Annotated in this window: 20 protein-coding genes; 10 read left to right on the top strand and 10 right to left on the bottom strand. The window is 72.4% G+C overall.

What is annotated here, in order from left to right:
- The first annotated feature begins 164 nt into the window (after nucleotides 1-164).
- Nucleotides 165-1073 (top strand): ribosome-inactivating family protein, encoded by a 909-nt coding sequence (locus OG974_RS30935; protein ID WP_327286197.1) that lies wholly within the window; start codon nucleotides 165-167, stop codon nucleotides 1071-1073.
- A gap of 17 nt (nucleotides 1074-1090) precedes the next feature.
- On the opposite strand, the gene OG974_RS30930 is transcribed toward OG974_RS30935, so the two are convergent.
- Together OG974_RS30930 and OG974_RS30925 are read right to left on the bottom strand one after the other, a co-directional pair.
- The gene (locus OG974_RS30930) at nucleotides 1091-1657 is read right to left on the bottom strand and encodes a transposase (protein ID WP_371647041.1); all 567 of its coding nucleotides are present in this window, start codon (nucleotides 1655-1657) and stop codon (nucleotides 1091-1093) included.
- A 439-nt stretch (nucleotides 1658-2096) separates the two neighbouring features.
- Nucleotides 2097-2705, bottom strand: a complete 609-nt coding sequence (locus tag OG974_RS30925) for a DJ-1/PfpI family protein (protein WP_327286196.1) — start codon at nucleotides 2703-2705, stop codon at nucleotides 2097-2099.
- Between the two features lie 202 nt (nucleotides 2706-2907).
- Here OG974_RS30925 and OG974_RS30920 point away from each other — a divergent pair, with 202 nt between their 5' ends.
- From OG974_RS30920 to OG974_RS30910, 3 genes are all read left to right on the top strand, one after another.
- Complete coding sequence (locus OG974_RS30920; RefSeq protein ID WP_327286195.1) at nucleotides 2908-4356, top strand: DHA2 family efflux MFS transporter permease subunit; 1449 nt, start codon at nucleotides 2908-2910, stop codon at nucleotides 4354-4356.
- A 448-nt stretch (nucleotides 4357-4804) separates the two neighbouring features.
- On the top strand, nucleotides 4805-5269 hold the full coding sequence (locus OG974_RS30915) for a hypothetical protein (RefSeq protein ID WP_327286194.1): 465 nt from the start codon (nucleotides 4805-4807) through the stop codon (nucleotides 5267-5269).
- Between the two features lie 140 nt (nucleotides 5270-5409).
- Nucleotides 5410-6498, top strand: a complete 1089-nt coding sequence (locus tag OG974_RS30910; RefSeq protein WP_371647035.1) for a pentapeptide repeat-containing protein — start codon at nucleotides 5410-5412, stop codon at nucleotides 6496-6498.
- 42 nt (nucleotides 6499-6540) lie between these two features.
- On the opposite strand, the gene OG974_RS30905 is transcribed toward OG974_RS30910, so the two are convergent.
- The gene (locus tag OG974_RS30905) at nucleotides 6541-7026 is read right to left on the bottom strand and encodes a helix-turn-helix domain-containing protein (protein WP_327286192.1); all 486 of its coding nucleotides are present in this window, start codon (nucleotides 7024-7026) and stop codon (nucleotides 6541-6543) included.
- 159 nt (nucleotides 7027-7185) lie between these two features.
- Between OG974_RS30905 and OG974_RS30900 the strand changes: the two genes are divergently transcribed.
- Nucleotides 7186-8088, top strand: a complete 903-nt coding sequence (locus OG974_RS30900) for an aminoglycoside phosphotransferase family protein (RefSeq protein ID WP_327286191.1) — start codon at nucleotides 7186-7188, stop codon at nucleotides 8086-8088.
- Between the two features lie 106 nt (nucleotides 8089-8194).
- Here OG974_RS30900 and OG974_RS30895 read toward each other — a convergent pair whose 3' ends face one another.
- Together OG974_RS30895 and OG974_RS30890 are read right to left on the bottom strand one after the other, a co-directional pair.
- Nucleotides 8195-9058 carry a sigma-70 family RNA polymerase sigma factor gene (locus OG974_RS30895; protein WP_327286548.1) on the bottom strand — a complete coding sequence of 288 codons (864 nt, stop codon included), beginning with the start codon at nucleotides 9056-9058 and terminating at the stop codon, nucleotides 8195-8197.
- 81 nt (nucleotides 9059-9139) lie between these two features.
- Nucleotides 9140-10225 carry an alpha/beta hydrolase gene (locus OG974_RS30890; protein WP_327286190.1) on the bottom strand — a complete coding sequence of 362 codons (1086 nt, stop codon included), beginning with the start codon at nucleotides 10223-10225 and terminating at the stop codon, nucleotides 9140-9142.
- A gap of 117 nt (nucleotides 10226-10342) precedes the next feature.
- Here OG974_RS30890 and OG974_RS30885 point away from each other — a divergent pair, with 117 nt between their 5' ends.
- Nucleotides 10343-11068 (top strand): TetR/AcrR family transcriptional regulator, encoded by a 726-nt coding sequence (locus tag OG974_RS30885; RefSeq protein ID WP_327286189.1) that lies wholly within the window; start codon nucleotides 10343-10345, stop codon nucleotides 11066-11068.
- A 124-nt stretch (nucleotides 11069-11192) separates the two neighbouring features.
- Here the strand turns inward: OG974_RS30885 and OG974_RS30880 are convergent, their stop codons facing one another.
- From OG974_RS30880 to OG974_RS30870, 3 genes are all read right to left on the bottom strand, one after another.
- Nucleotides 11193-11441: an acyl-CoA carboxylase epsilon subunit gene (locus tag OG974_RS30880; protein ID WP_327286188.1), complete on the bottom strand. Its 249-nt coding sequence runs from the start codon at nucleotides 11439-11441 to the stop codon at nucleotides 11193-11195.
- Nucleotides 11438-13084, bottom strand: a complete 1647-nt coding sequence (locus tag OG974_RS30875) for an acyl-CoA carboxylase subunit beta (protein ID WP_327286187.1) — start codon at nucleotides 13082-13084, stop codon at nucleotides 11438-11440. The genes OG974_RS30880 and OG974_RS30875 overlap by 4 nt, the downstream gene beginning before the upstream one ends.
- Before the next feature lie 148 nt (nucleotides 13085-13232).
- A complete protein-coding gene (locus tag OG974_RS30870; RefSeq protein WP_327286186.1) occupies nucleotides 13233-14099 on the bottom strand; it encodes a 4'-phosphopantetheinyl transferase superfamily protein in 867 nt (288 codons plus the stop codon).
- A 499-nt stretch (nucleotides 14100-14598) separates the two neighbouring features.
- On the opposite strand from OG974_RS30870, the gene OG974_RS30865 reads away from it, so the two are divergent.
- Both OG974_RS30865 and OG974_RS30860 read left to right on the top strand, forming a co-directional pair.
- Complete coding sequence (locus tag OG974_RS30865) at nucleotides 14599-17334, top strand: BREX system ATP-binding domain-containing protein (protein ID WP_329316748.1); 2736 nt, start codon at nucleotides 14599-14601, stop codon at nucleotides 17332-17334.
- Nucleotides 17335-17562: 228 nt separating this feature from the next.
- Nucleotides 17563-17868 carry an acyl carrier protein gene (locus tag OG974_RS30860; protein WP_331735071.1) on the top strand — a complete coding sequence of 102 codons (306 nt, stop codon included), beginning with the start codon at nucleotides 17563-17565 and terminating at the stop codon, nucleotides 17866-17868.
- A gap of 14 nt (nucleotides 17869-17882) precedes the next feature.
- On the opposite strand, the gene OG974_RS30855 is transcribed toward OG974_RS30860, so the two are convergent.
- Both OG974_RS30855 and OG974_RS30850 read right to left on the bottom strand, forming a co-directional pair.
- On the bottom strand, nucleotides 17883-18884 hold the full coding sequence (locus tag OG974_RS30855; protein WP_331735466.1) for a 2-oxoacid:ferredoxin oxidoreductase subunit beta: 1002 nt from the start codon (nucleotides 18882-18884) through the stop codon (nucleotides 17883-17885).
- Between the two features lie 40 nt (nucleotides 18885-18924).
- The gene (locus OG974_RS30850) at nucleotides 18925-20838 is read right to left on the bottom strand and encodes a 2-oxoacid:acceptor oxidoreductase subunit alpha (RefSeq protein WP_327286183.1); all 1914 of its coding nucleotides are present in this window, start codon (nucleotides 20836-20838) and stop codon (nucleotides 18925-18927) included.
- Nucleotides 20839-21356: 518 nt separating this feature from the next.
- Between OG974_RS30850 and OG974_RS30845 the strand changes: the two genes are divergently transcribed.
- Together OG974_RS30845 and OG974_RS30840 are read left to right on the top strand one after the other, a co-directional pair.
- Complete coding sequence (locus tag OG974_RS30845; protein WP_371647026.1) at nucleotides 21357-21695, top strand: PqqD family protein; 339 nt, start codon at nucleotides 21357-21359, stop codon at nucleotides 21693-21695.
- Between the two features lie 131 nt (nucleotides 21696-21826).
- Nucleotides 21827-24436, top strand: coding sequence for an AAA family ATPase (locus tag OG974_RS30840; protein ID WP_327286546.1), 2610 nt, complete (start codon nucleotides 21827-21829; stop codon nucleotides 24434-24436).
- Nucleotides 24437-24608 lie beyond the last annotated feature (172 nt).

Below are 24608 nucleotides of genomic sequence, written 5' to 3'. Positions count from 1 at the left end.
GCTCGTCGTCCGTCCCGTGCACGTACGGGACAGAGGGCGTGCGCTGGGGGGCAACGGCGGTGCGGGAGCGCGCACATGATGGATCGAGCGGCACATGCCCGCTTCGCGTCCAGCCGCAGCGGTCGACCACACCCCGTCTGGACCCGGCCATTCGAGAGGGAACCGTGTTCAAGAAGACTTACTCCGCGCTGCTGTCGCTGACGGCCGCCACCGCGATCCTTGCGTCCACGGCCGTCACGGCCTCCGCGGCGGCCGCCCCCGACGGCGGGACGGCCGGGGTGAGCCGGGTTCAGGCCCAGGCCCAGCCGCAGACCGCCGCGGCCTATTCCGTTATCAACTGGGACATCACCGGCATCACCAACGGGGCGGGTGAGCACGCCGGCCGCTACTGGAACCTGATCGACGCGATCCACCGCAGCAGCTACGGAGATTCGACCGAGGTCGGCGGCGGGCTCGTCGAGCAGACCACGCGCAACACCAACCGGCTGATCCAGGTACGGGTGCTCAACGAGGGGGCCGACCTGGTCTCCGTCTACCTGTGGGCCGACAATCTCTACGTCGCGGGCTTCTACTCCCCCGGCGCCAACCGGCACTGGGCCTTCCAGGACGGCCGCCAGGGGCAGTTCCAGCAGGACCTGGGCGTGACGGCGCGCCTCATGCCGCGCAACGGCAGCTACGCCAGCCTGAACGGCGGGTCCACCCGCGAGAACCTGAACCTCGGCTCCACCAACATCTTCAACGCGCTCCGCGACCTGCACAACCTCGGGGACTGGGACGAGACGCGCGCGGACCGGGGCATGCTGATGGCGATCACCATCTTCTCGGAAGCCGCCCGCTTCGGACCGATCATGAACCGCGTCTACGGCAACATCAACGGCTACACCGCCTACCAGCTGAGCCCGGACTACGCCCAGCTGGAGAACCAGTGGGGGGCCCTCTCCCGGGCCGCGCACAGCTGGCACACGGGCCAGCCGGCCTCGGTGCGGGTGATCGGAAACAACGTCACGAGCTTCGCCAGCTTGCGGCGGGTCGTCGGCTTCGTGGAGCTCCACGGCTCGGAGGCGCTGCTCTAGGAGTTGGCGTCCAAGTGTCAGGCCCACATCAGGAGCGATGCGAGGGTGACAGCTGCCTGGTAGGACTGCGCGGTCTTGTCGTACCTGGTGGCGATGCCGCGCCACTGCTTGAGCCGGTTGAAGCACCGTTCCACGACGTTGCGGTACTTGTAGGTCTCACGGTCGAAGGCCGGTGGACGACCGCCTAGACTGCCGCGCCGGGCCCGATTCCGGGCCTGGTCGACCCGCTCGGGAATGGCTAGGCCGCGCCGCTGCTTGAGCTTGTTGATGCACCGCTCGACGGTGTTCCGCTGCTTGTCGGCCTCGCGGTCGAAGGCCGGCGGACAGCCCCTGCGCCTGCCGAGCCGCCTGGGGTTGGCGGCCTGGGCTGCGGGCTGCGGGATCACCACTCGTACGCCCCGCCGCCGCAGATGGCCGCGGATCGCGCGGGACGAGTACGCCTTGTCGGCCAGGACCACGTCCGGTGCGACCGTGGGGCGGCCGATCCGCCGGGGCACCCTTGTCTGGGCCATGACCTGGGCGAACGCTGGTGCGTCACCCGCCTGGCCGGGTGTGATGACGAACGCTAGCGGCCGGGCCGGCACCGCCCGTCGGCCGCAAGGTGGATCTTCGTGGTCAGTCCGCCGCGGGACCGTCCGAGGGCATGGTTGACCGGCTCGCCGGCCGGGGCCCCTTTTGACGGGCCCCGGCAGCGTGCTGATGGGCACGCACGATCGTGGAATCGACCGCGACGACCCGGTCGAGGTCGCCCTCGCCTCGGCGTCGGCCTGCGCGAGCAGCGCGGTGAAAACCTTCGCCCAAGTGCCGTCGGCCGCCCATTCCCACAACCGGTCGTGCGCGCCCTCCCACGACCCGAAGTGCTCGGGCAGGTCCGGACGCCGGCGGGCTGCGGGGCGCGCGAGTCCGGTCGGGGGCTGGGCCCGATCTCGCCGCCCTCAGCCAGTCCTGGGGCATCGCCACCGACGGGACCGGCAAGTGGCTCTGGTTCCGCCTGGGCGCCTCCGCGGACACCGCCCGAGCGCGTCAGCGCAGGGCGGGCTCTCCCGCGCGGACGGCACGCACGGCGCGCTCGACCGTCTCCTGCTGCTCGCCGACCGGGGCCGCGTAGCCGATCGCGCCGCGCGCGGCCTCCTCGCCGAGCGTACGGGTGATCACCCACGTTGCGAGGTACTGCGAAGCCAAGCAGCCACCCGCCGTGGCGATGTTGCCCACGGCGTGGAACGGCGCGTCCAGCACGGTCACGCCGCAGGCCTCGACGTACGGGCGGCTCATCAGGTCCGCGCACGCCGGCGTCCCGTCCAGCAGCCCGAGCCGGGCGAGGACGAGCGCGCCGGAGCACTGCGAACCGATCAGCTGGCGCGCGGGGTCCAGGGGCAGCATGGAGAGCAGCCGGTCGTCGGCGACCACGTCGCGCGTCTTCACACCGCTGCCGATCAGTACGACGTCGGCCTCGGGAATGAACTCCATGGGGCGCTGGCCCGTCACCTCGACGCCGTTCATCGACGTGACCACGGGCGTCGGCGTGGTGATGAAGGCTTCGAGGCCGTCCTTGCGGCAGCGGTTGATCAGCGCCGAGGCGATGAAGCTGTCGAGCTCGTTGAACCCGTCGAAGGTGACCACGGCTACCTGCATCACAACTCCCTGCGTGTGGCGTGCGGGTGGCCAGCCTGCCATGCGGGGCGGGCCCGGACACGGGCCAATCCCCACCGATTGGCATGCCGATCAAGGCAGCATCATCTTTTTTGATGCATCAGAATTGATACATCAAGATTGATGGGTTATTTTCGTGTCGTGGCCACCGGAGGATGCCGGGGCGCGGACGGAGGGGCGGGACATGCGCAAGTGGGCCGGCAATCCCTGGGCGGTACTGGTGACCGTGTCGTTGGGGTTCTTCATGACACTGCTGGATCTGACCATCGTGAACATCGCCATCCCCGAGATGATCGACGCTCTGGGGGCCACCCTCGACCAGACCCTGTGGGTGGTCAGCGGATACGCGCTGGTGCTCGCCGTACTGCTGATCACCGCGGGCCGACTCGGGGACCTGTGGGGACAGCGCAGGCTCTTCGCCTCCGGAGTGGTGGTGTTCACGCTCGCCAGCGTGGCGTGCGGGCTCGCGCCGAACGCAGGGCTGCTGATCGCGGCCCGCGGGCTGCAGGGACTGGGCGCGGCACTGTTGGCGCCCCAGACGATGGCGCTGATCGTCTCGGTCTTCCCCGCGCAGCGGCGCGGCACGGCCATGGGCATCTGGGGGATGGTCGCCGGACTCGCCACGCTGTCGGGGCCCACGCTGGGCGGCATCCTCGTCTCGACCGTCGGCTGGCGGTGGATCTTCCTGGTGAACGTGCCGATCGGCGTGGCCGCGCTGGTGATGACGTACCTGGTGGTGCCGGACGTGCGGGGCGGGCGGAGCCACCGGTTCGACCTGGTGGGGGTGCTGATCGCGACCGCCGCGCTGTTCTGCCTCGCGTTCGGGCTGCAGGAGGGCGGGCGGTACGACTGGGGCGCGGGGGTCTGGGCACTGCTGGCCGCCGGGGTCGCGCTGGTCGCGGGGTTCCTCGTACACCAGCGCCGCAAGCAGGACCGTGAGCCTCTGGTGCCGTTCGTGCTCTTCCGCGACCGGAACTTCACCGTGATGACCGTGCTCGTGGCGCTGGTGTCGATGGCGATGATCGGGCTGGTGCTCCCCTTCAACCTGTACCTGCAGTCCGTACTGCACATGAGTGCGCTCAAGGCCGGTCTGGTACTCGCCCCGTCCTCGCTCGTGTCGATGGTGACGGGCCCCTTCGCGGGGCGGCTGTCGGACCGGATCGGCGGCAAGTACCTGCTGATGGCCGGGCTTTCGCTGTACGCGGCGGGGATGGTCGCGATCGTGCTGATCGCAGGTCCCGCGACGCCCTGGTACCTGTTCGCCCCGGCGACGGCCGTGACCGGACTGGGCATCGGGTGCGTGGTGGCGCCGATGTCGACCGAGGCCATGCGCCACGTGGAACCGAGGCTCGCGGGGGCGGCCTCGGGAGTGAACAACACGATCCGTCAGATCGGCTCCGTCATCGGGGCGGCCTCGGTCGGGGCGCTGCTCCAGGGGCGGCTGGCCGCGGAGCTCGCGGCGGGCGCGACGTACGGGGACGCGTTCCTCGCAGCCCTGCACGTGACGGCGGTCCTGCCGATCGCCGCCCTGGGGATCGCGGTGCTGCTGTGCCTGCTGGTACGCAACCACACGAAGCAGCAGCCGGCCCCGTCGACGCGGAGCTCGGCGGCGCCCGCAGCCTCCGGTGCCTAGGGTCTGGTCTGCTGGGGTGACCGTGCTGGTCGCAGCCGTCGTCGATGGCCGCGACCAGCACGGTCGCGTCGACTTCGGCGACCGGCCGCCGCGCGAGCGGGCGAGGTGGACTTCGCCGGCCGGTCCGCAAGAGCAACCGGGACCGTGATAGGACGGGTCGCCGCCTTCCGGACAACACGGCGCGGAAAGAAGGCAGTTGACCGAAAGCGATCTCTGGGGTGATGATCTCCCCCGGGGGAAAATCCACCTCAACCGGGCCGTATGTCAAGCCTTGTTGCAGGTGGGCCGGAGGGGGACATTCCGGGACGGGACCGTTCCACTGCCCTTCGGCTTTGCTTGACCACTGCCTTTGTCGTGCTGTGACGCCAGTCCGCAGCCCGACCGCCCCCGCACGCCTGCGGGTCGGCCGGTCGGCCTGCCGTACCCGCACAGAGACGGAGGAACCATCATGATCGCTTCGCTGAAGACGACCGCGAAGGCCTGCGCCACGGTCGGCGCCGCCGCCGCGCTCGTCCTGTCCGTGACCAGCTCGGCCAGCGCCAACGGCTTGGTCCAGTGGCGGCACGACGTGTCCGGCAAGTGCCTGGCCCAGGACTACTACGACACCGACGTGTGGCTGGCCACCTGCGACGCCCGGGAAGCCAAGTGGTACGACTACGCCAACAACGACGGCACCTGGCTCATGCAGGACTACTACACCAAGGAATGGTGCCTGACCGGGTACGGGAACGACGTCTACATCGAGAAGTGCACCGGCAACGACTGGCAGCGCTGGAGCGAGAACTGGACCGGTAGCGCCTGGAAGCTGAAGAACAAGGCGACCGGGCGCTTCCTGGACTCCAACGGCGGCAACGGGCCGGCCAACGTCTACCTCCACGACGAGAACGACGGCCGCTACCAGCTCTGGCACTGACCGGCACCGGGCGCCCGGCGCGGTGCCGGGCGGCGCGGTTCCGGGGACGCACGGGTTCAACGAGTTCCGCCTTGCTCTAGGATCCGATGGCTATGGGGGGATCTGTTCGCGGCCGCCGGCGCGCGACTCGCGCCGTCGCCGTGGCCTCGGTCGTGGTGGCCGTGCTGGCCGTGCTGTTCGTTGTGTTCCTGGTCTTTCCGGGGTTGGTGGTGGACCACGACCTGGCCGGTGACCACCTTGGTGCCGCAGAACGGTTGAACGCCATGAACAACGTGCGCACCACGCTCCTACAGGCGATCGGTGGCGCGGTCGTCCTGTTCGGCGCCTACGCCACCTGGCGGCAGTTGCGCGTCAGCCAGGACGGGCTCAACGCCACCCGGGAGGGCCACGTCACCGACCGTTTCAGCCGGGCCGTGGAACAGCTCGGCAGCGACAAGCTGGACGTGCGGATCGGCGGCATCTACGCACTGTGGCGGATCGCGGACCATTCCGTCCGCGACCACGAGGCGGTCGTCTCGATCATGGCGGCGTACCTTCGGACGCACCTGCCGTGGCCGCCGCAGGAGCCGGGATCTCCGGCGGCGGACGTGTCCATCAACGCAGTGCGCCCGCTGGAGACCCGGGCCGCAGATGCTCAGGTGGCGCTCACCTGCCTCGGGGTCCTTGGTCAGGGACGCGACCCGGGCTGGCTCAACGTCAGCTTCACCGACCTGCGTCGAGCCGATTGCGACGGACTGTGGCTGAACGGCATCAACCTCGACGGCACGTGCCTGGAAGCGGCGAGCGCGTACCAGGTCAACCTGAGCGGGGCGTCACTGATCGCAGCCAATCTGCGGCATGCCGAACTCGGGACCTCGATTCTCCACCAGGTCCGCTGTCTCGAAGCCGATCTGCGCGGCGCACGCCTGGTCAAAGCCGACCTGCATGAGGCGAACTTCTCCGGTGCGGACCTGAGGGAGGCGAATCTGCGCAAGGCCCGTGCCCATGGGGCCGTGTTCGTCCGTGCGGATCTGCGATGCGCCGACCTGCGGGGCTGCGATCTCGGCGGTGCCGACTTGCGGCAGGCGAAACTGGAAGGCGCGCTGGCGAGCGACCTGACGATCTGGCCGACCGGCTTCGACGTTCACACGGCCGGCATCGTCGTCGCCGAGGATCCCGGCGCCGAACCGGACAATCTGCTGCCGGCTGCCGCGATCACGAGGCAGGCCCCACCCCTGCTGTCGACCTGATGTTCGACCCGACACGACGGCTTCGTCGCGTCGAGTGATGTACTAGCCCGCTCCGGCGGAGCCCGCGTCCGGGGCTTCCAGGGTGAGGCGGGCCAGCACGTCGGGTGAGAGGCGGCGGGCGAGCGCGTCCAACAGGGCGACGACCTCGGCGAGTTCGTCGGGGTCGTCCGTGCCGAGCGCGGTGGACAGGGCGACGTCGATCGGGGCGGCGGCAACCTCCGCCCGCCGGTCGGAGACCTCGGGGTTCTGCCGGACGAGGGTGCGCCGCCGGTCGCCGGGGTCGGTGGCGGTGACCACGGAGCCGGTTTCGCGCAGCCGGGCCACGCACGCGGACACCGCGCTCTGCGGCAGCCCAGAGCGGACAGCGATCTCGCCCACGGTGGTGTCGGGGTGGGCGTACACGTCGAGCATCACGATCAGGACCGACCGCGTGCTCGTCGCGCGCTTGCCGACACCGCCCGTCGGGATGGCCTCTTCGCCGATCTTCATCAGCGTCCGGCCCAGCAGGAAGAGCTGCACTCCGTTCATGCCGCGACCTTACATCAGAACAGATGTATCTAGTTCGATGGAATATGAGGGCACGTGCGGCGCACGGAAAAGCCTTGGCACGGCCCGGTTCCGGGCACGTAGGGTCGTGCGTCCGCTCCGTTCCGGGTCGTCAGCCAGCCAGCTCTGCAGAGGGGTTCGATGTCCAGCGTGAAGATGCATGCCGACGAGGTCGACATCGACGGACCCCTCGTCGGCCGATTGGTCGCGGCGCAGTTCCCGCAGTGGGCGGACCTGGAGGTACGCAGGGTCCGGTCCGCCGGTACGGACCACGCGATGTACCGGCTGGGCGACGACATGACCGTAAGGCTGCCGCGCATGCCCGGCGCCGCGGACCAGGTCGACCTCGAACAGCGGTGGCTGCCCCGCCTCGCCCCGCACCTGCCGCTGGCCGTACCGGTGCCCCTGGGGCAGGGGGTCCCGGGCGAGGGCTACCCGTTCGCCTGGTCGGTGTACCGCTGGCTGGACGGCGCGAACCTGTTCGACGAACCGCTCACCGAACTACACGATGCAGCCGCCGGGTTGGGCCGCTTCGTCGCCGCGCTGCGGCGCATCGACACCGCCGGCGCGCCGCGGTCGTTCCGGGGCGGGCCGGTGGGTACCGCCGACGCCGGGGTCCGGGCCGCGATCCGGGACCTGGGCGCCGACGGCACGCTCGACGCGGGGGCCGCGACCGCCGCGTGGGAGGCGGCGCTGCGCGTACCGCAGTGGGACGGCGCGCCCGTCTGGCTGCACGGCGACCTCCTGCCCGGGAACCTGCTGGCCCGGCAGGGCCGGCTCAGCGCCGTCATCGACTTCGGCGGCGTGGGCGTCGGCGACCCCGCCTGCGACACGATGGCGGCCTGGACCCTGCTGTCCGCCGACACCCGCGAGGTGTTCCGCGAGGCGTCGGGCGTGGACGACGCCACTTGGGCGCGCGGCCGCGGCTGGGCCCTGCGCTTCGGCGTCACCGCGGAGCACTACTACCGCGTGACCAACCCCGTGCTGGCCCGGGTCGGGCACCGCGCGGCGGCCGAGGCCATCGCCGACCACCAGGCCGCCTGACCCCGGCCGGCCCACCGGGCCGCAGGCCGCCCCCGTCCGCCTTCGCCCGCCGGACCACCGTCCGGCGGGCGAAGGCGGTCGCGGCCTCGGGGGGGGGCGGGCGGGGTCAGGCGCCGAAGTCGGCGAGGCCGAGGGCGCGGAGGCGGTCCTGGTCGACGATGACGTCGATCGCGGCGATCTTTCCGGACGTGACCGTGAAGGCCATGAGGGACAGGGGCCCGTCTGCGGAGACGACCACGACTCCGGCCGCGCCGTTGATCAGCGCCGGCCGGACGAACGGGACCAGGCTGCTGTACATGACGGCCTGGGAGGCCACCGTCTCGGCGCCGCGCAGGACGACCGTCCGGCGGGCGCTGCCGGCGAACCCGTCGGAACGCAGGATGACGTCGGGGTCGAGGACGGCGACGAGGGCTTCGAAGCGGCCGTCGCGGGAGGCCTCGAAGAAGGCGTCGACGACCTTGCGCTGGAGGGTGACATCGGGATCGGGGACCGGGGCCTGGCCCTGGACCCGGCGGCGGGCGCGGCTCGCGAGCTGGCGGGTGGCGGCCGGGGTCTTGTCGATCATCGGGGCGATCTCGTCGAAGGGCACGGCGAACATGTCGTGCAGGACGAAAGCGAGCCGCTCGGCGGGCTGGAGCGATTCGAGGACCACCAGCAGGGCCAGGCCGACGGAATCGGCCAGCATCACCTCGTGTTCGGGGTCGATCACGTCGCCGCGCGTGACGACCGGGTCGGGCATGCGCGTCTCCAGTGGCTCCTCGCGGCGGGTTTCGCGCGAGCGCAGCATGTTGAGGCAGATGCGGGCCACGACGGTGGTCAGCCAGCCGGCCAGGTTCTCGATCTCGTCGGAGTCGGTGCGCTCCAGGCGCAGCCAGGTTTCCTGGACGGCGTCCTCGGCCTCGCTGAGCGAGCCGAGCATCCGGTAGGCGACCGCACGCAGCCGGGGCCGCTCCGCTTCGAAGCGGTCCATCGGCTGAAAACGTACGTCCACCGTCATGTTCCTTTCGTACGACGCCGGTTCATCGACCCGATTGTCGTACACGTGTGCCGCTCAGGCCGCGCCCGCCCCTGCCGCCGCGACCACCACCGGCCGGACCCGGGTCAGCATCAGCTCCAGGAACCGGTCCGGGTGGCGGAACGACGCGAAGTGGCTCGCGTCCTCGATCAGCGCGAACTCCTTGACCGGGGCCTCGACCTCGTCGAAGAACGCCCGGGCGCGCTCGGCCGGGGTGATGACGTCCCGGTCGCCCTGGAAGACGAAGAACGGCAGCTCGAAGCGGGTGCCGTCGGCCCGGTCGTCGAACGCGTCCAGTTCGGGGGTGAACCGCGCGGAGAACTTCATACCCGCGAAGTACTGGCCCAGCTCGCGCAGCGAGTGCAGCGGCGAGAACCACAGCGAGCGCAGGACGACGCTCTTGAGGGTGTCCAGCGTCAGCGGGTCGGAGGCCACGGTCAGCTTGCCGTACGCAGCCCGCTGGTCGGCCGTCAGCCGGTGCGGGTCGCTGCCCATCGCCAGCACTGCGGCGGCGTCCTCGTCCTTGCCGGCCGCGCGCAGCCGGGCCAGGAGCGCCTCGTGGACGGAGGTGTCGCGCCCGGCGTCCAAGACGTTCTGGTCGGTGCCGACGTACGCGGAGTACAGCTCGGGGTGGCTGCGGGCCAGGCGCAGGCCGAAGACGCTGCCGAGCGAGCTCGCCACCAGCACGACCCGGTCGGCGCCGAGCCGCTCGCGGGCGTACCGGGTGACTTCGAGGGCGTCCTCGTACAACCGGCCGAAGCTCAACTCGCCCTGACCCTGCGGTCCGGAGCGGCCGAAGGTCTTGCCCGCACCGCGCATGTCCCAGCGCACGATCGTGAAGTGCGCCTCCCAGGACCGGGTGCGCTCCGCGAAGATCGAGTGGGAGGCGCCGGGGCCCCCGTGGATCTCGACGACCACCGGGTTGGCCCGGTCCTCGCCGCGGATCGAGATCCACTGCTCGATGCCGCCGATGCGGACGAACCCCTGCTCGTCGATGCCGTTCGGGCTGTCGATGCGCAGCAGCCGGGCGCTAACGGCGCGGCGCAGGGCGCGGTGCCCCAGCAGGCCCGTGACGGGCGTGGCGAGCAGGGCGGCGGACGTGGCGAGAACGGTGGCGAGCATGGCGAGCGACCCCCAAGAACTGTGTATCCGATAAACGATTACGTTTATGTTATATACAGTTCCTGGCGCGTGCCGTCAACCGGTCCGGCGCGCAGCGATACGAGGGAGCGGGCCCCCATGGCCAGGAGCAGGGACGAGAAGCGTGATCCGGCGGTCAGCCTGGCGCTCCTGTGGGGAGAGCAGGGGCAGCCGAGGCGGGGGCCGAAGCCCTCGTTGACCGTCGATCGCATCGTGGACGGCGCGCTCGCCGTCGCCGACGCGCAGGGGGTGGACGCGCTGTCCATGCAGAGCGTCGCCGCGCGCCTGGGCGTGACCACCATGGCGTTGTACCGCTACGTCCCCGGCAAGGCGGAGCTGCTCGACCTGATGGTGGACGCCGCCTTCGGACCGGCGCCCGACGTCGCCGGCGTTCCGGGGGGCTGGCGGCCGCAGTTGGACGCGTGGGCGCGCGCGTGCTGGGAGCAGTACCGGCGCCGGCCCTGGATGGTGGTCGCGACGGGGATGCGCCGGCAGCTCATGGGTCCCCGTCAGCTGGCCTGGCTCGACTCGGCCTTGGCCGCGCTGTCGGGCACGGGGCTCCCGTACGCACAGCAGCACGCGGCGTTCCTGCTGGTCATCGGGCACGTACGGGGGCTTGCGCAGCAACTCGTCGACGACGACGAGGAGGGCCGCCAGGAGTGGGCCCGGCTCACGGCGCAGGTGTGGGAGCGGCACGGCGACCGGTTCCCCGCGCTGACCGCGGCCATCGCGGGCGGGGCCTTCACCCCGCGCGCGGACGATCCGCTCGACTTCGGGCTGGAGCGCATCCTCGACGGCGTCGCCGCGCTGGTCGAACGCGGGTGATCCCACGGCATGCCCGGGGCGGGGGACCCCGGGCATGCCGTGGCCGCCCGGGGGCGGGGGGTGGCCCGCCGGGCGGCGTACGGACTGTCCTTCGGTGTGGGGGGGGCGGGCGGTGGGGAAGGGCCTACGAGGCCCAGGCGCCCGGCGCGATGAAGGACGGTCGGGGGCGCAGGGGCAGCTTGTACACCTGGGCCTCCGTCTGGGAGGCGTGGGCCTCGTTCTGGAGCCGGATCCGGGCGGTGAGGAGCACGGCCAGGGCCGCGACCTCCTCCGCGGTCGGGTTGCCCTTGGTGATGCGGATCGAGGCGGCGATCGCGAGGGCGGACGTGTCGCCGGCGGGGCCCGGCGCGGTAGCGGTGACGGGGGCGGTCACAGCGGGACGTTCCCGTGCTTGCGGCTCGGCTGCTGCGTGTGCTTCGTACGCAGCATGTCGAGGGTGGTGATGAGCCGCGCGCGGGTCTCGGCCGGGTCGATGACGTCGTCGACGAGGCCGCGTTCGGCCGCGTAGTACGGGTGCATCAGCTCGGTCTGGTACTCCTTGATCTTCTGCGCGCGGGTGGCGTCGGGATCGTCGGAGGCGTTGATCTCGCGGCGGAAGATGACGTTGGCCGCTCCCTCCGCGCCCATGACGGCGATCTCGTTCGAGGGCCAGGCCAGGGCGACGTCCGCGCCGATGGACCGGGAGTCCATGACGATGTACGCGCCGCCGTAGGCCTTGCGCAGGATCAGGCTGATCCGCGGGACGGTCGCGTTGCAGTACGCGTACAGGAGTTTCGCGCCGTGCCGGATGATGCCGTTGTGCTCCTGGTCGACGCCGGGCAGGAAGCCGGGTACGTCGATCAGGGTGACCAGCGGGATGCTGAACGAGTCGCAGAACTGGACGAAGCGGGCCGCCTTCTCGGACGCCTGGATGTCCAGGACGCCCGCGAGGTGGGCCGGCTGGTTGGCGACGATGCCGACGACGTGCCCACCGAGGCGGGTCAGCGCGCAGACGACGTTCTGCGCCCACTGGGCGTGGACCTCGAAGTAGTCCCCGTGGTCCGCGATCTCCTCGATGAGGTCGCGGATGTCATAGCCCTGGGTGGGCTTGGCCGGGACCAGGTCGAGCAGGCTCTCGCAGCGGCGGTCCGCCGGGTCTTCGAGGTCGCCGGCGGGGGCGAGTTCGCGGTTGTTGGACGGGAGCAGGGACAGCAGGTGGCGCACGTCCTCCAGGCAGCTCTGCTCGTCGTCGTAGGCGAACGCGGCCACGCCCGAGGCGCCGGCGTGGCTGTCGGCGCCACCGAGGTGCTCCATGGTGACGGCTTCGCCGGTGACGGCCTGGACGACGTCGGGGCCGGTGATGAACATCTGCGAGGTGCCGCGGACCATGAAGACGAAGTCCGTGAGCGCCGGCGAGTACGCGGCGCCACCCGCGCAGGGGCCCAGGATCACCGAGATCTGCGGGATGACGCCGGAGTTGCGGACGTTGCGCTGGAAGATGCCGCCGTAGCCGGCCAGGGCCGTGACGCCCTCCTGGATACGGGCACCGGCTCCGTCGCACAGGCCCACGATCGGAGCGCCGGCCGCCTCGGCCAGGTCCATCAGCTTGTGGATCTTCTCGGCGTGGGCCTCGCCCAGCGCGCCGCCGAAGATCCGGAAGTCGTGGGCGTACGCGAAGACGGTACGGCCGTGGACCTTGCCCCAGCCCGTGACGACTCCGTCGGTGTGCGGCTTCTTGTCCTCCAGGCCGAAGCCGGAGGCGCGGTGCCTGCGGAGCTGCTCGACTTCGCTGAACGTACCCTCGTCGAACAGGAGCTCGATGCGCTCGCGGGCGGTCAGCTTGCCCTTGGAGTGCTGGGCTGCGGTGGCGCGTTCGCTGGGTCCGGCTTCGGCCAGCGCGCGTACGGCGTGCAGTTCCGCGGTGCGCTCGCGCAGTGAAGCGAAGCGGGTCTCCTCCCGGCGCGGGGAGATCGGAGCCGCGGGTCGGGAGTCCGGCGCGAGTACGGTCTCCAGTGGTCTTTCCTCGACGATGCTCATACGGGCCCTTTCGACACAGAGGCACCGGGTCCGGCCGGTGTCGCGTCGCCCAGCTTCACCGCGGGCGCTACAGCTTGGCTTGATTCCCGCCCGGGAGCCGGTCGAGCTCCCGGTCGGCCCCCCGGTTTCCGGCCGGGAACGGGCCCGGTCACACGGGGTCCAGCAGTCCCGAGACCATGGCGACGAACCCTTCGTCGAGCATGGTGGACACGGCGGTGTCCCCGGACGGGTCGAGTCCGGCGTCGTGGCAGGCGACGCTGACGAGGTAGCGGCCGAGCACCGGGTAGGTGCCGAAGGCCCATTCGTCGTGGGCGGCCGGGGTGCCGTCGGGGGCGAGCAGGCCGCTGTCGCCGCTACGGCCCGTCGCGAAGCCGAACTCGGAGAAGCCCATGCGCAGGCCCTGGCCGAGGGCCTTCGTGTACGCCTCCTTCAGCGTCCACAGGCGCAGCATGCCGGCGGTCTGCTCCGCCTCGGGGAGGGCGGCGAGCTCGGCGCGCTCGGCTTCGGTGCAGACCTGGTTCTGGAGCAGGGAGAAGGCCAGCCTGCGGTCGGCGGGTTCGGTGTCGATGCCGATGCGCCCGTTGCGGCTGATGCCGACGGCGATCAGGTCGTCGGTGTGCGTCAGGCTCAGGTCGATCTGGTCCAGGCCGCGCAGGTACGGGCGTCCGCCGGGCTTGTACGAGAGGTCGAGCTTGGCGGGGTCGGTCCCGAGCGCGGCGGCGGCCGTGTACCGGACCGCGAGCCGCGAGGCGACGAAGCGGAAGCGGATGGTCGGGTCGGTGGTGTGGCGGTAGCGCTGCCAGTCCCGGCCGAGCAGGGGCCGCAGGGCGGGTTCCGCGAGCGCGGCGGTGAGCCATTCGCCCCAGGTGGTGAACACCGAGGCGTTGCCGCGCCGGGCCATGCCCTCCCGCACCCCTTCCCAGGGGCCCGCGGGACCGGTGACGTGGACCGGCGCCGTGATGCGCTGCGTCGTGTCGCGCTGCGTCGTGTCGCGCTGCGGGTCCTCCATCGGCATCGCCCTCTCGTTGCATGTGTTTCCGCTGGCAGCGGCGGTGACGTGGCGCTGTCACGCTCGGCGGGACGGGTCGAGGAATCCTCGAACTCCACTTGAGGAGCGCCACAGGTTGCACCGCGGAACGGTCGGTACCGGGTCGCGGCGCGGGCACCGGCGCCAGGGGCGCGGAGAAGGCCGCGCCGGAGCGGGGCCGGTACCAGACCAGGACCGGGCCGGGCCTGCCCGGGCAGCGGCTCCCCCCACCGTCGGGCGGAACCCGCGAAGTGGCGCCGGCCGCCCGCGTACTGGACCTCGGGCGTGGCGCGCCCGACAACGCAACGAGATGCGGTGCCCGGGGCACCTCCCAGCGGCAGCTGGCCGAACGCCGCCGGGCAGGCGGGACTAGGCAGACCCCGCCCAAGGGGCTACGAGTGACGGGACCCAGGGCACCTCCCAGCAGTAGCTGGCGGAACGCCGCCGGGCAGGCGGGACTACGCAGACCCCGCCCATCGGATTGCAGGTGGCGGGGCGCCGCCCCGGGGCGGCCGGGGGGTTTCTGCTCCGTCCCCGCTCGACCACCCCTGTAGGCACGCCTTCGACCCTGACCCGGGTGAGGGGTGGAGTTTCGATGACGGGGGCACGTGTGACGCTGGTGGGCAGGGACGCGGTGATCGGAGCGCTGGACACGGCGCTCGCGGAGTGCTCCGAAGGGCGTGCGCGGATCGTGCTGGCCGAGGGCGCCACCGGCTGCGGCAAGAGCGCACTGGCGGACACCGCCGCCGAACGGGCGCGCGCGGCCGGGGCGTTGGTCCTGTCCGCGGTCGCCGCCCCGGAGGAGCGCCAGGTCGCCCTGGGCGTGCTGCGGCAGCTGGTCCACGGCGAGGAGGGCTTCGCCCTGCCCGTGCCCGCCGCCGACGGTTCGACCGCACCCGCCCGGGTGGAAGCCATGCAGGCCTTCTGCGCGCGCCTGCGCGAGCTGAGCGCCGAGCGGCCCGTCGTGCTCGTCGTCGACGACGTCCAGCACGCCGACGGCGCGTCCCTCCAGTACCTCCGCTACCTGGCCCGCCACGCCCGTTCGTCCGCCGTCCTGACGGTACTGACCGGCTCCCCGCACGCCGAGGACCTCGACCCGGTCTTCACCACCGAGCTGATGCGACAGCCGCACTTCGGCCGGCTCCGCCTCGACCGGCTCGGCCGCGACGAGGTCGCCGCCCTCCTCGGCGGGCTCCGGCCGGCCGACGGGCCGCACCGCATCAGCGGCGGCAACCCGCTCCTGCTGCGCGCCCTCGTCGAGGAGACCGGGGACGGGCCGTGCGAGACGCCCGAGCCGGGCGGCCCGTTCGCCCAGGCCGTCACCACCTGCCTGCACCGCAGCGGGACGACCGCGCTCGCCGCGGCCCGGGTCGCTGCGGTGCTCGGGGAACGCGCCACCCCGGAGCGGGTCGTACGGCTGCTGGACGCACCGGCCCCGGCCGGCCGGCGGGCACTGACCGCCCTGGAGGCCGCCGGCCTGCTGGACGGCACCCGCTTCCGGCATCCCGCCGCGCGGGCCGCCGTACTGGAGGACGCCGGGCCCGCCGCCCGCGCCGACCTGCACCGCCGGGCCGCCCGGCTGCTGCGCGCGGACGGCGACCCCGCCACCGCCGTCGCCGGGCACCTGCTCGCCGCCGCCGGCGATGACGCCCCGGGCGACCCCGCCGACACCGAGGTCCTGCGCGAGGCTGCCGAGGAACTCCTCGCCCAGGGCGACGCCCGCGCCGCCACGGAACTCCTCGAACTCGCCCTCCGAGCCGGCGGCGACGCACTCGCCTGCCACGGGATCCGGCTGCGGCTGGCCCAGGTCACGGCCCGCTTCGACCCTGCGGCGGCCGAACGCCGGCTCACGGACCTGCTGGAGACCCGGAGCGCGGCCGCGCCCGGCAGCGGGCACGGCGGGCACGGCGAGGACACCCGGCTCCTGATCGGTCTGCTGCTCTCCCAGGGGCGGCTCGCCGAAGCCGCCGCCCTCGCCGCCCGCGACACCACCGTCCCGGCCGGCGCGTCCACCGCCGAAGCCGCCGAAGCCGCCGCGGCCACCGCGGCCTCCCCGTTCGACACCACCCTCGACACCCCGGCCGCGGTCAGCGAGCGGCTCCTGCAGTCCACCCGGCTCACCGACGCCACCGTCACCCCCCTCACCCACGCGATCCGCTCCCTCACGGCCTCCGACCACCCCGACCGCGCCGTCACCTGGAGCCGCAACCTGCTGGAGGAGGCGGACCGCGCCCAGGCCCCCGGCTGGACCTCGCTCTTCGCCACCCTCCACGCCGAGGCCCTGCTGCGCCTCGGTGACCTCCCCGGCGCACACGCCCACGCCACCACGGCCCTCCAGGCCCTGCCCGAGCGGACGGGCAGTTCGTTCCACTGCGCGCCGACGGCCGTGCTGATCCGGGCGTGCAGTGCGATGGGCCGGTTCACCGAGGCCTCGCGATTGACGGACCGCCAGCTCCCGCCGCGGCTGCCGGCCGGCCTGCACGGGCTGTCGTACCTGCGCGCCCGCGGATTGCACCGCCTCGCCGTCAACCAGCCGCACGCCGCACTCGCCGACTTCCTCGAAACCGGCCGCCTCATGGCGGCCTGGGGCATCGACCGCCCGGCGCACCTGCCCTGGCGCACCGATGCCGCCGAGGCCCTGTTGCGGCTCGGCGAGGCCCGGCGGGCCGAACAGCTCGTCCTGGAACAGCTCGCCCACCCCGACGCGCGGCGCCCCTGGGTGCGCGGTGCGTCCCTGCGCCTGCGCGCCCTCACCGGTGAGCCCCGGCGGCGGGCCGCGCTGCTGGGGCAGGCCGTGGAGGAGCTGCACCGCTCGGGCGACCGCGTCGAGACGGCGCGGGCGATGGGCGACCTCGGCCGCGCCCTCCAGGCCGAGGGTTCCGCCAAGGGGAACACCATGGTCCGCAACGCCTGGAACCTCGCGAAGGACAGCGAGGCCACCGCCCTGTGCCGGGAGATCCTCCCGGACGCACCGCTGACGCCGCCGGTCCGCGACCGGGCCCCGGCCACGGGGGCGGGCGGCAGCGCGACGCTGAGCGGTTCGGAGCAGCGGGTGGCGACGCTGGCGGCCCAGGGGCTGACGAACCGGGAGATCTCCTCGAAGCTGTTCCTGACGGTGAGCACCGTCGAGCAGCACCTCACGCGGGTCTACCGCAAGCTCCAGATCACCTCGCGGGGCGACCTGCCGATGGACCTGGCGCCGGTCGGCCGGGCGGCGTTCTGAGGCCCTGTCCTCCCGAAGCCGCCGTCAAGTGAGCGGCCCAGGAGCAATCCAACGGGTCAGACCACCGGCGGTCGGCCCGGCCGGGCCGTGCGCCGCACCGTCCGCCACCGCATGGGCCGCCAGCCGGACCCGGTCGCTTCGTGGCCCTGCCCTGATGTCCGCGCACGGTTAGGGGGCGGCAGGGGTACCCCGGAGCGGCTGCCCCCTCGTAGCGTCACTTGCCCGGAAATGCCGTCCGACAGGCGACGGCACGGGACGACGGACGACGGGGAGTTCACCATGGACTGGGACCAGCGATTCGAGGAACTGCTCCGCGAGTACCTGCCGTTCCTCTCGGACGGCGAGCCGCTCTCCCCCGACACCGGCCTGCGGGACGCGGGCCTGGACTCCCTCGGCACGGTCGAACTGCTGGGGTCGCTGGAGAGCGCGTACGGCGTCCGGTTCGTCGACGACGCACTGAGCCCCGAGACCTTCGCCACGCCCGCAGTGCTGTGGGCCGCGCTGGGCAGGATGTCCCGGGCGGCCCACGGCTGAGTTGCGGTCTTCGGTCAGGCGACCACGGTCCAGGTGTCGTTGCCGGCCAGGACGGTGGCGAGGTCGCCCTTGCCCTTGTCGTCGACGGCCGCCTGGAGCTGCTCCGCCATGAGCGTGTCGTAGACGGGGCGTTCGATGTCGCGGAAGACCCCGATGGGGGTCCGGTGCAGGGTGTCGGCGTCGGCGAGGCGTGAGAGGGCGAAGGCCGTGGTGGGGGAGGTCGCGTGGGCGTCGTGGACCAGGATCCGGGACTCGTTCTCCGGGGTCACCTCGACGACTTCGAGGTCGCCGGTCGCCGGGTCGCGGACCACGCCCTTGTAGAGGTTGGCGCCGAAGCGGATCGGCTGCCCGTGTTCGAGGCGGATCACCGCTTCCTGGGCCTCCTGCTTGTCCTTAAGGGCGGCGAAGGCGCCGTCGTTGAAGATCGTGCAGTTCTGGTAGATCTCCACCAGCGCGGTGCCCTCGTGCTCGGCCGCGGCGCGCAGCACGCCGCCGAGGTGCTTGATGTCGGAGTCGACGGTGCGGGCGACGAAGGTGGCCTCGGCGCCGAGGGCGAGGGAGACGGGGTTGAAGGGGGCGTCGAGGGAGCCCATCGGCGTGGATTTGGTGATCTTGCCGACTTCGGAGGTGGGTGAGTACTGGCCCTTGGTGAGTCCGTAGATCCGGTTGTTGAACAGCAGGATCTTGAGGTTGACGTTGCGGCGCAGGGCGTGGATCAGGTGGTTCCCGCCGATGGAGAGGGCGTCGCCGTCGCCGGTGACGACCCAGACGGACAGGTCGCGGCGGGAGGTGGCCAGGCCGGTGGCGATGGCCGGGGCGCGGCCGTGGATGGAGTGCATCCCGTAGGTGTTCATGTAGTACGGGAAGCGGGAGGAGCAGCCGATGCCGGAGACGAAGACGATGTTCTCCTTCGCCAGGCCCAGCTCGGGCATGAAGCCCTGGACCGCCGCCAGGATCGAGTAGTCACCGCAGCCGGGGCACCACCGGATCTCCTGATCCGAGCGGAAGTCCTTCATGGACTGCTTGGCCTCGGCCTTGGGCACGAGCTTGAGGAGTTCACTGGCCACGGTTCGCCTCCTGGATGGCGTCGGCCAGCTGCGCGGCCTTGAACGGCATGCCGTTGACTTGGGTGAAGGACAGGACGTCGACGAGGTAGGTCGCGCGCAGCAGCCGGGCGAGCTGCCCGAGGTTCATCTCGGGGACGACCACGCGCTCGTAGCGGGCGAGGACCTCGCCCAGGTTGCGGGGGAAGGGGTTCAGGTGGCGCAGGTGGGCCTGTGCGACCGACTCTCCCAGCGTCCGCAGTTCGCGGACGGCGGCGGTGATGGGGCCGTAGGTGGAGCCCCAGCCCAGGACGAGGGTGCGGGCCCGGTCGGGGTCGTCGACCTCCAGGTCGGGGACCTCGATGCCGTCGATCTTGGCCTGGCGGGTGCGGACCATGAAGTCGTGGTTGGCGGGGTCGTAGGAGATGTTGCCCGTGCCGTCCTGCTTCTCGATGCCGCCGATCCGGTGCTCCAGACCGGGCGTGCCCGGGACCGCCCAGGGGCGGGCCAGGGTCTGCGGGTCCCGCTTGTACGGCCAGAACACCTCCGTGCCGTCCGCCAGAACGTGGTTGGGTTCCGTCTGGAACGGGACGCGCAGGTCGGGGAGTTCCTCCACCTCCGGGATGCGCCAGGGCTCGGAGCCGTTGGCGAGGTAGCCGTCGGAGAGCAGGAACACCGGGGTCCGGTACGTCAGCGCGATCCGCGCCGCGTCGAGGGCGGCGTCGAAGCAGTCCGCGGGGGTGCGGGGCGCCACGACGGGGACGGGGGCCTCGCCGTTGCGGCCGTACATCGCCTGGAGCAGGTCCGCCTGCTCGGTCTTGGTCGGCAGGCCGGTGGAGGGGCCGCCGCGCTGGATGTCCACGATCAGCAGCGGCAGCTCCAGAGACACCGCCAGCCCGATCGTCTCCGCCTTCAGGGCCACGCCGGGGCCGGAAGTGGTGGTCACGCCGAGCGCGCCGCCGAAGGCCGCGCCGAGCGCCGCGCCGATGCCGGCGATCTCGTCCTCGGCCTGGAAGGTCCGCACGCCGAAGTTCTTGTGCTTGCTCAGCTCGTGCAGGATGTCCGACGCCGGAGTGATCGGATACGCACCGAGGTAGAGCGGCAGGTCGGCCTGGCGGCTCGCCGCGATCAGCCCGTAGGACAGGGCCAGGTTCCCGGAGATGTTGCGGTAGGTGCCGGTCGGGAACGCCCGCGTCGCCGGGGCCACCTCGTAGGAGACCGCGAAGTCCTCGGTCGTCTCCCCGAAGTTCCAGCCCGCGCGGAACGCGGCCACGTTCGCCTCGGCGATGTCCGGCTTCTTCGCGAACTTCTGCCGCAGGAAGTTCTCCGTGCCCTCCGTGGGCCGGTGGTACATCCAGGACAGCAGGCCCAGCGCGAACATGTTCTTGCTGCGGCCGGCCTCCTTGCGGGAGAGCCCGAAGTCCTTCAGCGCCTCGATGGTCAGTGACGTCAGCGGCACCGGGTGCAGCTGGTAGGCGTCGAGGGAGCCGTCCTCCAGCGGGGACGTCGCGTAGCCGACGCGGGCCATGCTCCGCTCGGTGAACTCGTCGGTGTTGACGATGATCTCGGCGCCGCGGGGGACGTCCGCGATGTTCGCCTTCAGCGCCGCCGGATTCATCGCCACCAGCACGTTCGGGGCATCGCCCGGCGTCAGGATGTCGTGATCGGCGAAATGCAACTGGAACGAGGAGACGCCGGGCAGGGTGCCGGCAGGGGCGCGGATCTCGGCCGGAAAGTTCGGCAGCGTGGAGAGGTCGTTCCCGAAGGAAGCCGTCTCCGAGGTGAACCGGTCACCAGTGAGCTGCATGCCGTCACCCGAGTCACCCGCGAAACGGATGATCACCCGGTCGAGGCGGCGTACTTCCTTGGGCCCTGTCCCGGTCTGGCTGGGGACGGCGTCGGTGACGACGGGCGTGGGCGGATTCACCTGGTACCTCCGAGGATGAGCAGGGCAGGGGTCAGCCTTGCGAACCGCGATCGCGTCAGACTCGACCGCCCGTTGAGCGGCCCGGAACTGCCTTCCGCGCCGCTCCGGCACATGGCCGCCGGATCTCGGCCCTCGACACGGACGCGCTTGCGAACCCGTCGAGAACGGCTGGAGGGCCGGTCGAGAAACGGTCGCGGCGCGCGGGAAATCCGGACACCCGGTTTTCCGCCGCCCATTTCGACCGGCAGCCCGTACGGTATTCGGCCAAGCGGAAGCGATCCGGTTTGGTCCGTCGATTTCGGGCGACGCCCAGCTGGCCGCCGCGCCGGCACCTCGAACGTACGGTCTTTCCTGCCGGAATGGGGGCGGTATTCCGCCGGATGCGCCGCTTCCGTGGCAGCTGCCTCCCCCTATCTCCGGCCGGGTGCCATTACCCCTCCGTAGGGGGTCGGTGGAAACTGCCACCCCAGAGTGCGGCGGCCACCATGGATCCGGGAGGCGTTCGCCCATAGCTTGAGGTGTCCTCGATCGGCTGGTGCCGACACTTCTCGGATCCGGCACTGGAGGTGGCCGTGCGCGTCCGACCGACGCCTGGGGTGGTCGCCGCCGCCGTGGATGCGGACGGCTGCCTGGAACTCCGTGCCGATTACGTTGCCGGTTCGGGCCGTTTCCGGTGCGGTCCGGTGGGCACCGCCATGTGGATTGTTCTGCGCCGCCACGACGGCGATGCGGGAATCGCCGCCGACACGCTCGCCAAATTGTGGAACACCGCACCGGAAAACGCGCGCGCCGATCTCGACATCTGGGTCGAGGAAATGCGCGACGCCGGACTGCTGTGCGTACAGCCGGCGCCCTGAGGCCGTCCTGGCCGGTTCCCGTCCCGATCTCCGCTTCTCCTCGACCTGCTCTGTAGCAGCCGGGATCCATCCTGTCCTCGGTTAGGGGTGGACCTTCAATGGCGGGGGCGGCTATGACATCGGCGGGCTTGGTGGGCAGGGAAGCCGGAATCGACCTCCTGGAGACGGCACTCGCGGACTGCGTCGCGGGGCAGTCCCGGATCGTCCTGATCGAGGCCGGCACAGGATGCGGCAAGAGCGCGCTCGTCGACCTCGTCGCCGAGCGGGCCGCCGCGACCGGCGCGACGGTCCTGTACGCCGTCGGCGCCCCCGAGGAGCAGCAGGTGTCGCTCGGGGTGCTGCGCCAGCTCGTCAACAGTGAGCAGGTCTTCGCCCTACCGAGGCCGTCCGACGGCCCCGGTGCGCCGTCGCGGGTCGAGGCGATGCAAGCGTTCTGCGCGGAGCTGCGCGAACTGAGCCTGGACAGCCCGGTCGTGCTCTGCGTCGACGACGTGCAGTACGCGGACCGCGAGTCGTTGCAGTACGTGCAGTACCTGGCGCGCCACGCGCGGACCGCGCCGGTCCTCGTCGTGGTCGCCGGCGCGCTGCACGCCCCGGCGCAGGATCCCGCGTTCACCACTGAGCTGATGCGTCAGCCGCACTTCCGGCGGATCCGGCTGGAGCGGCTCACCGCGGACGAGGTGGCCCTCGTACGGGGCCGCCCGGAGGGGGCCGAGGAGCTGCACCGGATCAGCGGCGGCAATCCGCTGCTGCTGCGCGCGCTCGTCGAGGAGGCCGCCGGGCAGCAGTGGACCGCGCAGGCGGACGGTGCGGCCGGACCGCCGGCGCCCGGGGCCGCCGGCCCCGAGCCGGGCGGGCCGTTCGCCCAGGCCGTCGCGACGTGCCTGCGGCGCAGCGGGCCGGACGGGCCGGGGCTGGCGCGGGCGGTGGCGCTGCTCGGCGAGCAGGCGTCCGCGGCCCGCGTCACCCGGCTGAGCGGGCTCGACGCGGCAGCGGCCCGGCGCGGGCTGGCCGCTCTGGAGGCCGCGGGCCTGCTGGACGGTGTGCGGTTCCGCCACCCGGCGGCGCGCGCGGCGGCCCTGGAAGAGTGCTCTCCGCAGACCCTGACCGCGCTGCACACCGCGGCCGCCCGGGTGCTGGGCGAGGACGGCGGGCCGGTGCTCGCCGTGGCCGGGCACCTGCTGGCCGCCCGCACCGAGGGCGGGCCCCCGGACTGCGGTCCCGCGGAGGTCGCCGTACTGCGGGACGCGGCCGAGGAGCTCCTCGTGCGCAACGACGCGCGGGAGGCCGCGCGGCTGCTGGAACTCGCCGTGCGGGGGCGGGGCGACGAGCACGTGCGCCGCGGGATCCGGGTGCGGCTCGCACAGATCACGGCCCGCTTCGATCCGGCCGCCGCGGAACGGCAGCTGGGTGCGCTGCTGGAGGCCGCGCGGGACGGCCTGCTGGACACCGAGCAGGTGCAGCCGCTGGCCGGGTTGCTGCTCGCGCAGGGGCGGGTCGCGGATGCCGCCGGGCTGCTGCCGGACGCCGTCGGCGAGCCGGCCGCCTCACCGCTGGACACGCTGGTGGACGCCTCGGCCGCGGTGAGCGAGCGGCTGCTCCAGTCGGCCCGCCTGACCGATGCCACCGTGGCGCCGCTCGCTCAGGCCGTACGGTCGCTGATCTGCTCGGAGCATCCCGAGCGGGCCGTGCCGTGGAGCCGGAACCTGCTGGAGGAGGCACGGCGCTGCCAGGCGCCGGGCTGGAGCGCGGTGTTCGCCGCCCTGCACGCGGAGGCGCTGCTGCGGATGGGGGACCTGCGGGGTGCGCACGCGCATGCGACGGCCGCCCTGGAGGCGCTCGCGGAGCGCGGCGGGAGCTTCCCGTGCGCGCCGGCCGCGGTGCTGATCCGGGCGTGCACGGCGATGGGGCGTTTCACGGAGGCGTCCCGGCTCACCGACCGGCAGGTGCCGGAGGGGCTGCTCACGGGCCTGTACGGGCTGGCGTTCCTGCGGGCCCGCGGCCTGTACCGGCTGGCGGTCAATCAGCCGCACGCGGCGCTGGCGGACTTCCTGGAGGTCGGGCGCCTGATGGAGGGCGGCCGGGTGGACCGGCCGGCGTTCCTGCCGTGGCGTACGGATGCGGCGGAGGCGCTGCTGCGGCTGGGCGAGGGGGCGCGGGCGGAGCAGCTCGCCCTGCGGCAGCTGGCCCTGCCGGACGCGCAGCGCCCGTGGGTGCGGGGCGTATCGCTGCGGATGCGGGCGCTGGCCGGTGATCCGAAGCGGCGTGCGGCCGTACTGGGCCAGGCCGTCGACGCGCTGCACCGCTCCGGGGACCGGGTGGAGACGGCGCGGGCGATGGCCGAGCTGGGGCGGGCGCTGCAGGCGGACGGGTCGCCGTCGAAGGGCAGCGCGATGATCCGTTCGGCGTGGAACCTGGCGAAGGAGTCGGATGCCACGGCGCTGTGCCGGGAGATCCTGCCCGACGCGCCGCTGGCATCCGCGGCCGCCCGGGACCGGGCGCCGGCCGAGGCGGGTACGGGTACGGGTGCGGGCGGGGCGGCGAAGCTGAGCAGTTCGGAGCAGCGGGTGGCGACGCTGGCGGCGCAGGGGCTGACCAACCGGGAGATCTCGGCGAAGCTGTACCTGACGGTCAGCACGGTCGAGCAGCATCTGACGCGTGTGTACCGCAAGCTGCAGATCACCTCGCGCGGTGACCTTCCGATGGGCCTGGAGCCGGTGGCACTGCCGGCCGTGGTCTGACGGCCCGGGACCGGGCCGCCCCGGGTACGCCTCCCGACCGGTCCCGACCGGGTCCCGGACCGGCCCGGGCCACGGACCGGACCGTGGGCCGGCGTCGACCGTAGGGCCACGGGACCGGACGGCCACGGACCCGATCGATTGCTCAGGGCCGGTCCGTGTGCTCAGGGCCGGT

Origin of the sequence: Streptomyces sp. NBC_00597 (assembly GCF_041431095.1) — a bacterium.
Taxonomy (GTDB): domain Bacteria; phylum Actinomycetota; class Actinomycetes; order Streptomycetales; family Streptomycetaceae; genus Streptomyces.
Note: the sequence above shows the minus strand (reverse complement) of the source record. Positions and strands in the feature narration are given on the sequence as shown.

What these genes read in the sequence shown, in the direction of transcription:
- OG974_RS30925 (WP_327286196.1), bottom strand. Translation starts at nt 2,705, where the DNA reads ATGCAGGTAGCCGTGGTCACCTTCGACGGGTTCAACGAGCTCGACAGC.
- OG974_RS30920 (WP_327286195.1), top strand. Translation starts at nt 2,908, where the DNA reads ATGCGCAAGTGGGCCGGCAATCCCTGGGCGGTACTGGTGACCGTGTCG.
- OG974_RS30915 (WP_327286194.1), top strand. Translation starts at nt 4,805, where the DNA reads ATGATCGCTTCGCTGAAGACGACCGCGAAGGCCTGCGCCACGGTCGGC.
- OG974_RS30905 (WP_327286192.1), bottom strand. Translation starts at nt 7,026, where the DNA reads ATGAACGGAGTGCAGCTCTTCCTGCTGGGCCGGACGCTGATGAAGATC.
- OG974_RS30900 (WP_327286191.1), top strand. Translation starts at nt 7,186, where the DNA reads ATGTCCAGCGTGAAGATGCATGCCGACGAGGTCGACATCGACGGACCC.
- OG974_RS30895 (WP_327286548.1), bottom strand. Translation starts at nt 9,058, where the DNA reads ATGGACCGCTTCGAAGCGGAGCGGCCCCGGCTGCGTGCGGTCGCCTAC.
- OG974_RS30890 (WP_327286190.1), bottom strand. Translation starts at nt 10,225, where the DNA reads ATGCTCGCCACCGTTCTCGCCACGTCCGCCGCCCTGCTCGCCACGCCC.
- OG974_RS30885 (WP_327286189.1), top strand. Translation starts at nt 10,343, where the DNA reads ATGGCCAGGAGCAGGGACGAGAAGCGTGATCCGGCGGTCAGCCTGGCG.
- OG974_RS30875 (WP_327286187.1), bottom strand. Translation starts at nt 13,084, where the DNA reads ATGAGCATCGTCGAGGAAAGACCACTGGAGACCGTACTCGCGCCGGAC.
- OG974_RS30870 (WP_327286186.1), bottom strand. Translation starts at nt 14,099, where the DNA reads ATGCCGATGGAGGACCCGCAGCGCGACACGACGCAGCGCGACACGACG.
- OG974_RS30860 (WP_331735071.1), top strand. Translation starts at nt 17,563, where the DNA reads ATGCCGTCCGACAGGCGACGGCACGGGACGACGGACGACGGGGAGTTC.
- OG974_RS30855 (WP_331735466.1), bottom strand. Translation starts at nt 18,884, where the DNA reads ATGAAGGACTTCCGCTCGGATCAGGAGATCCGGTGGTGCCCCGGCTGC.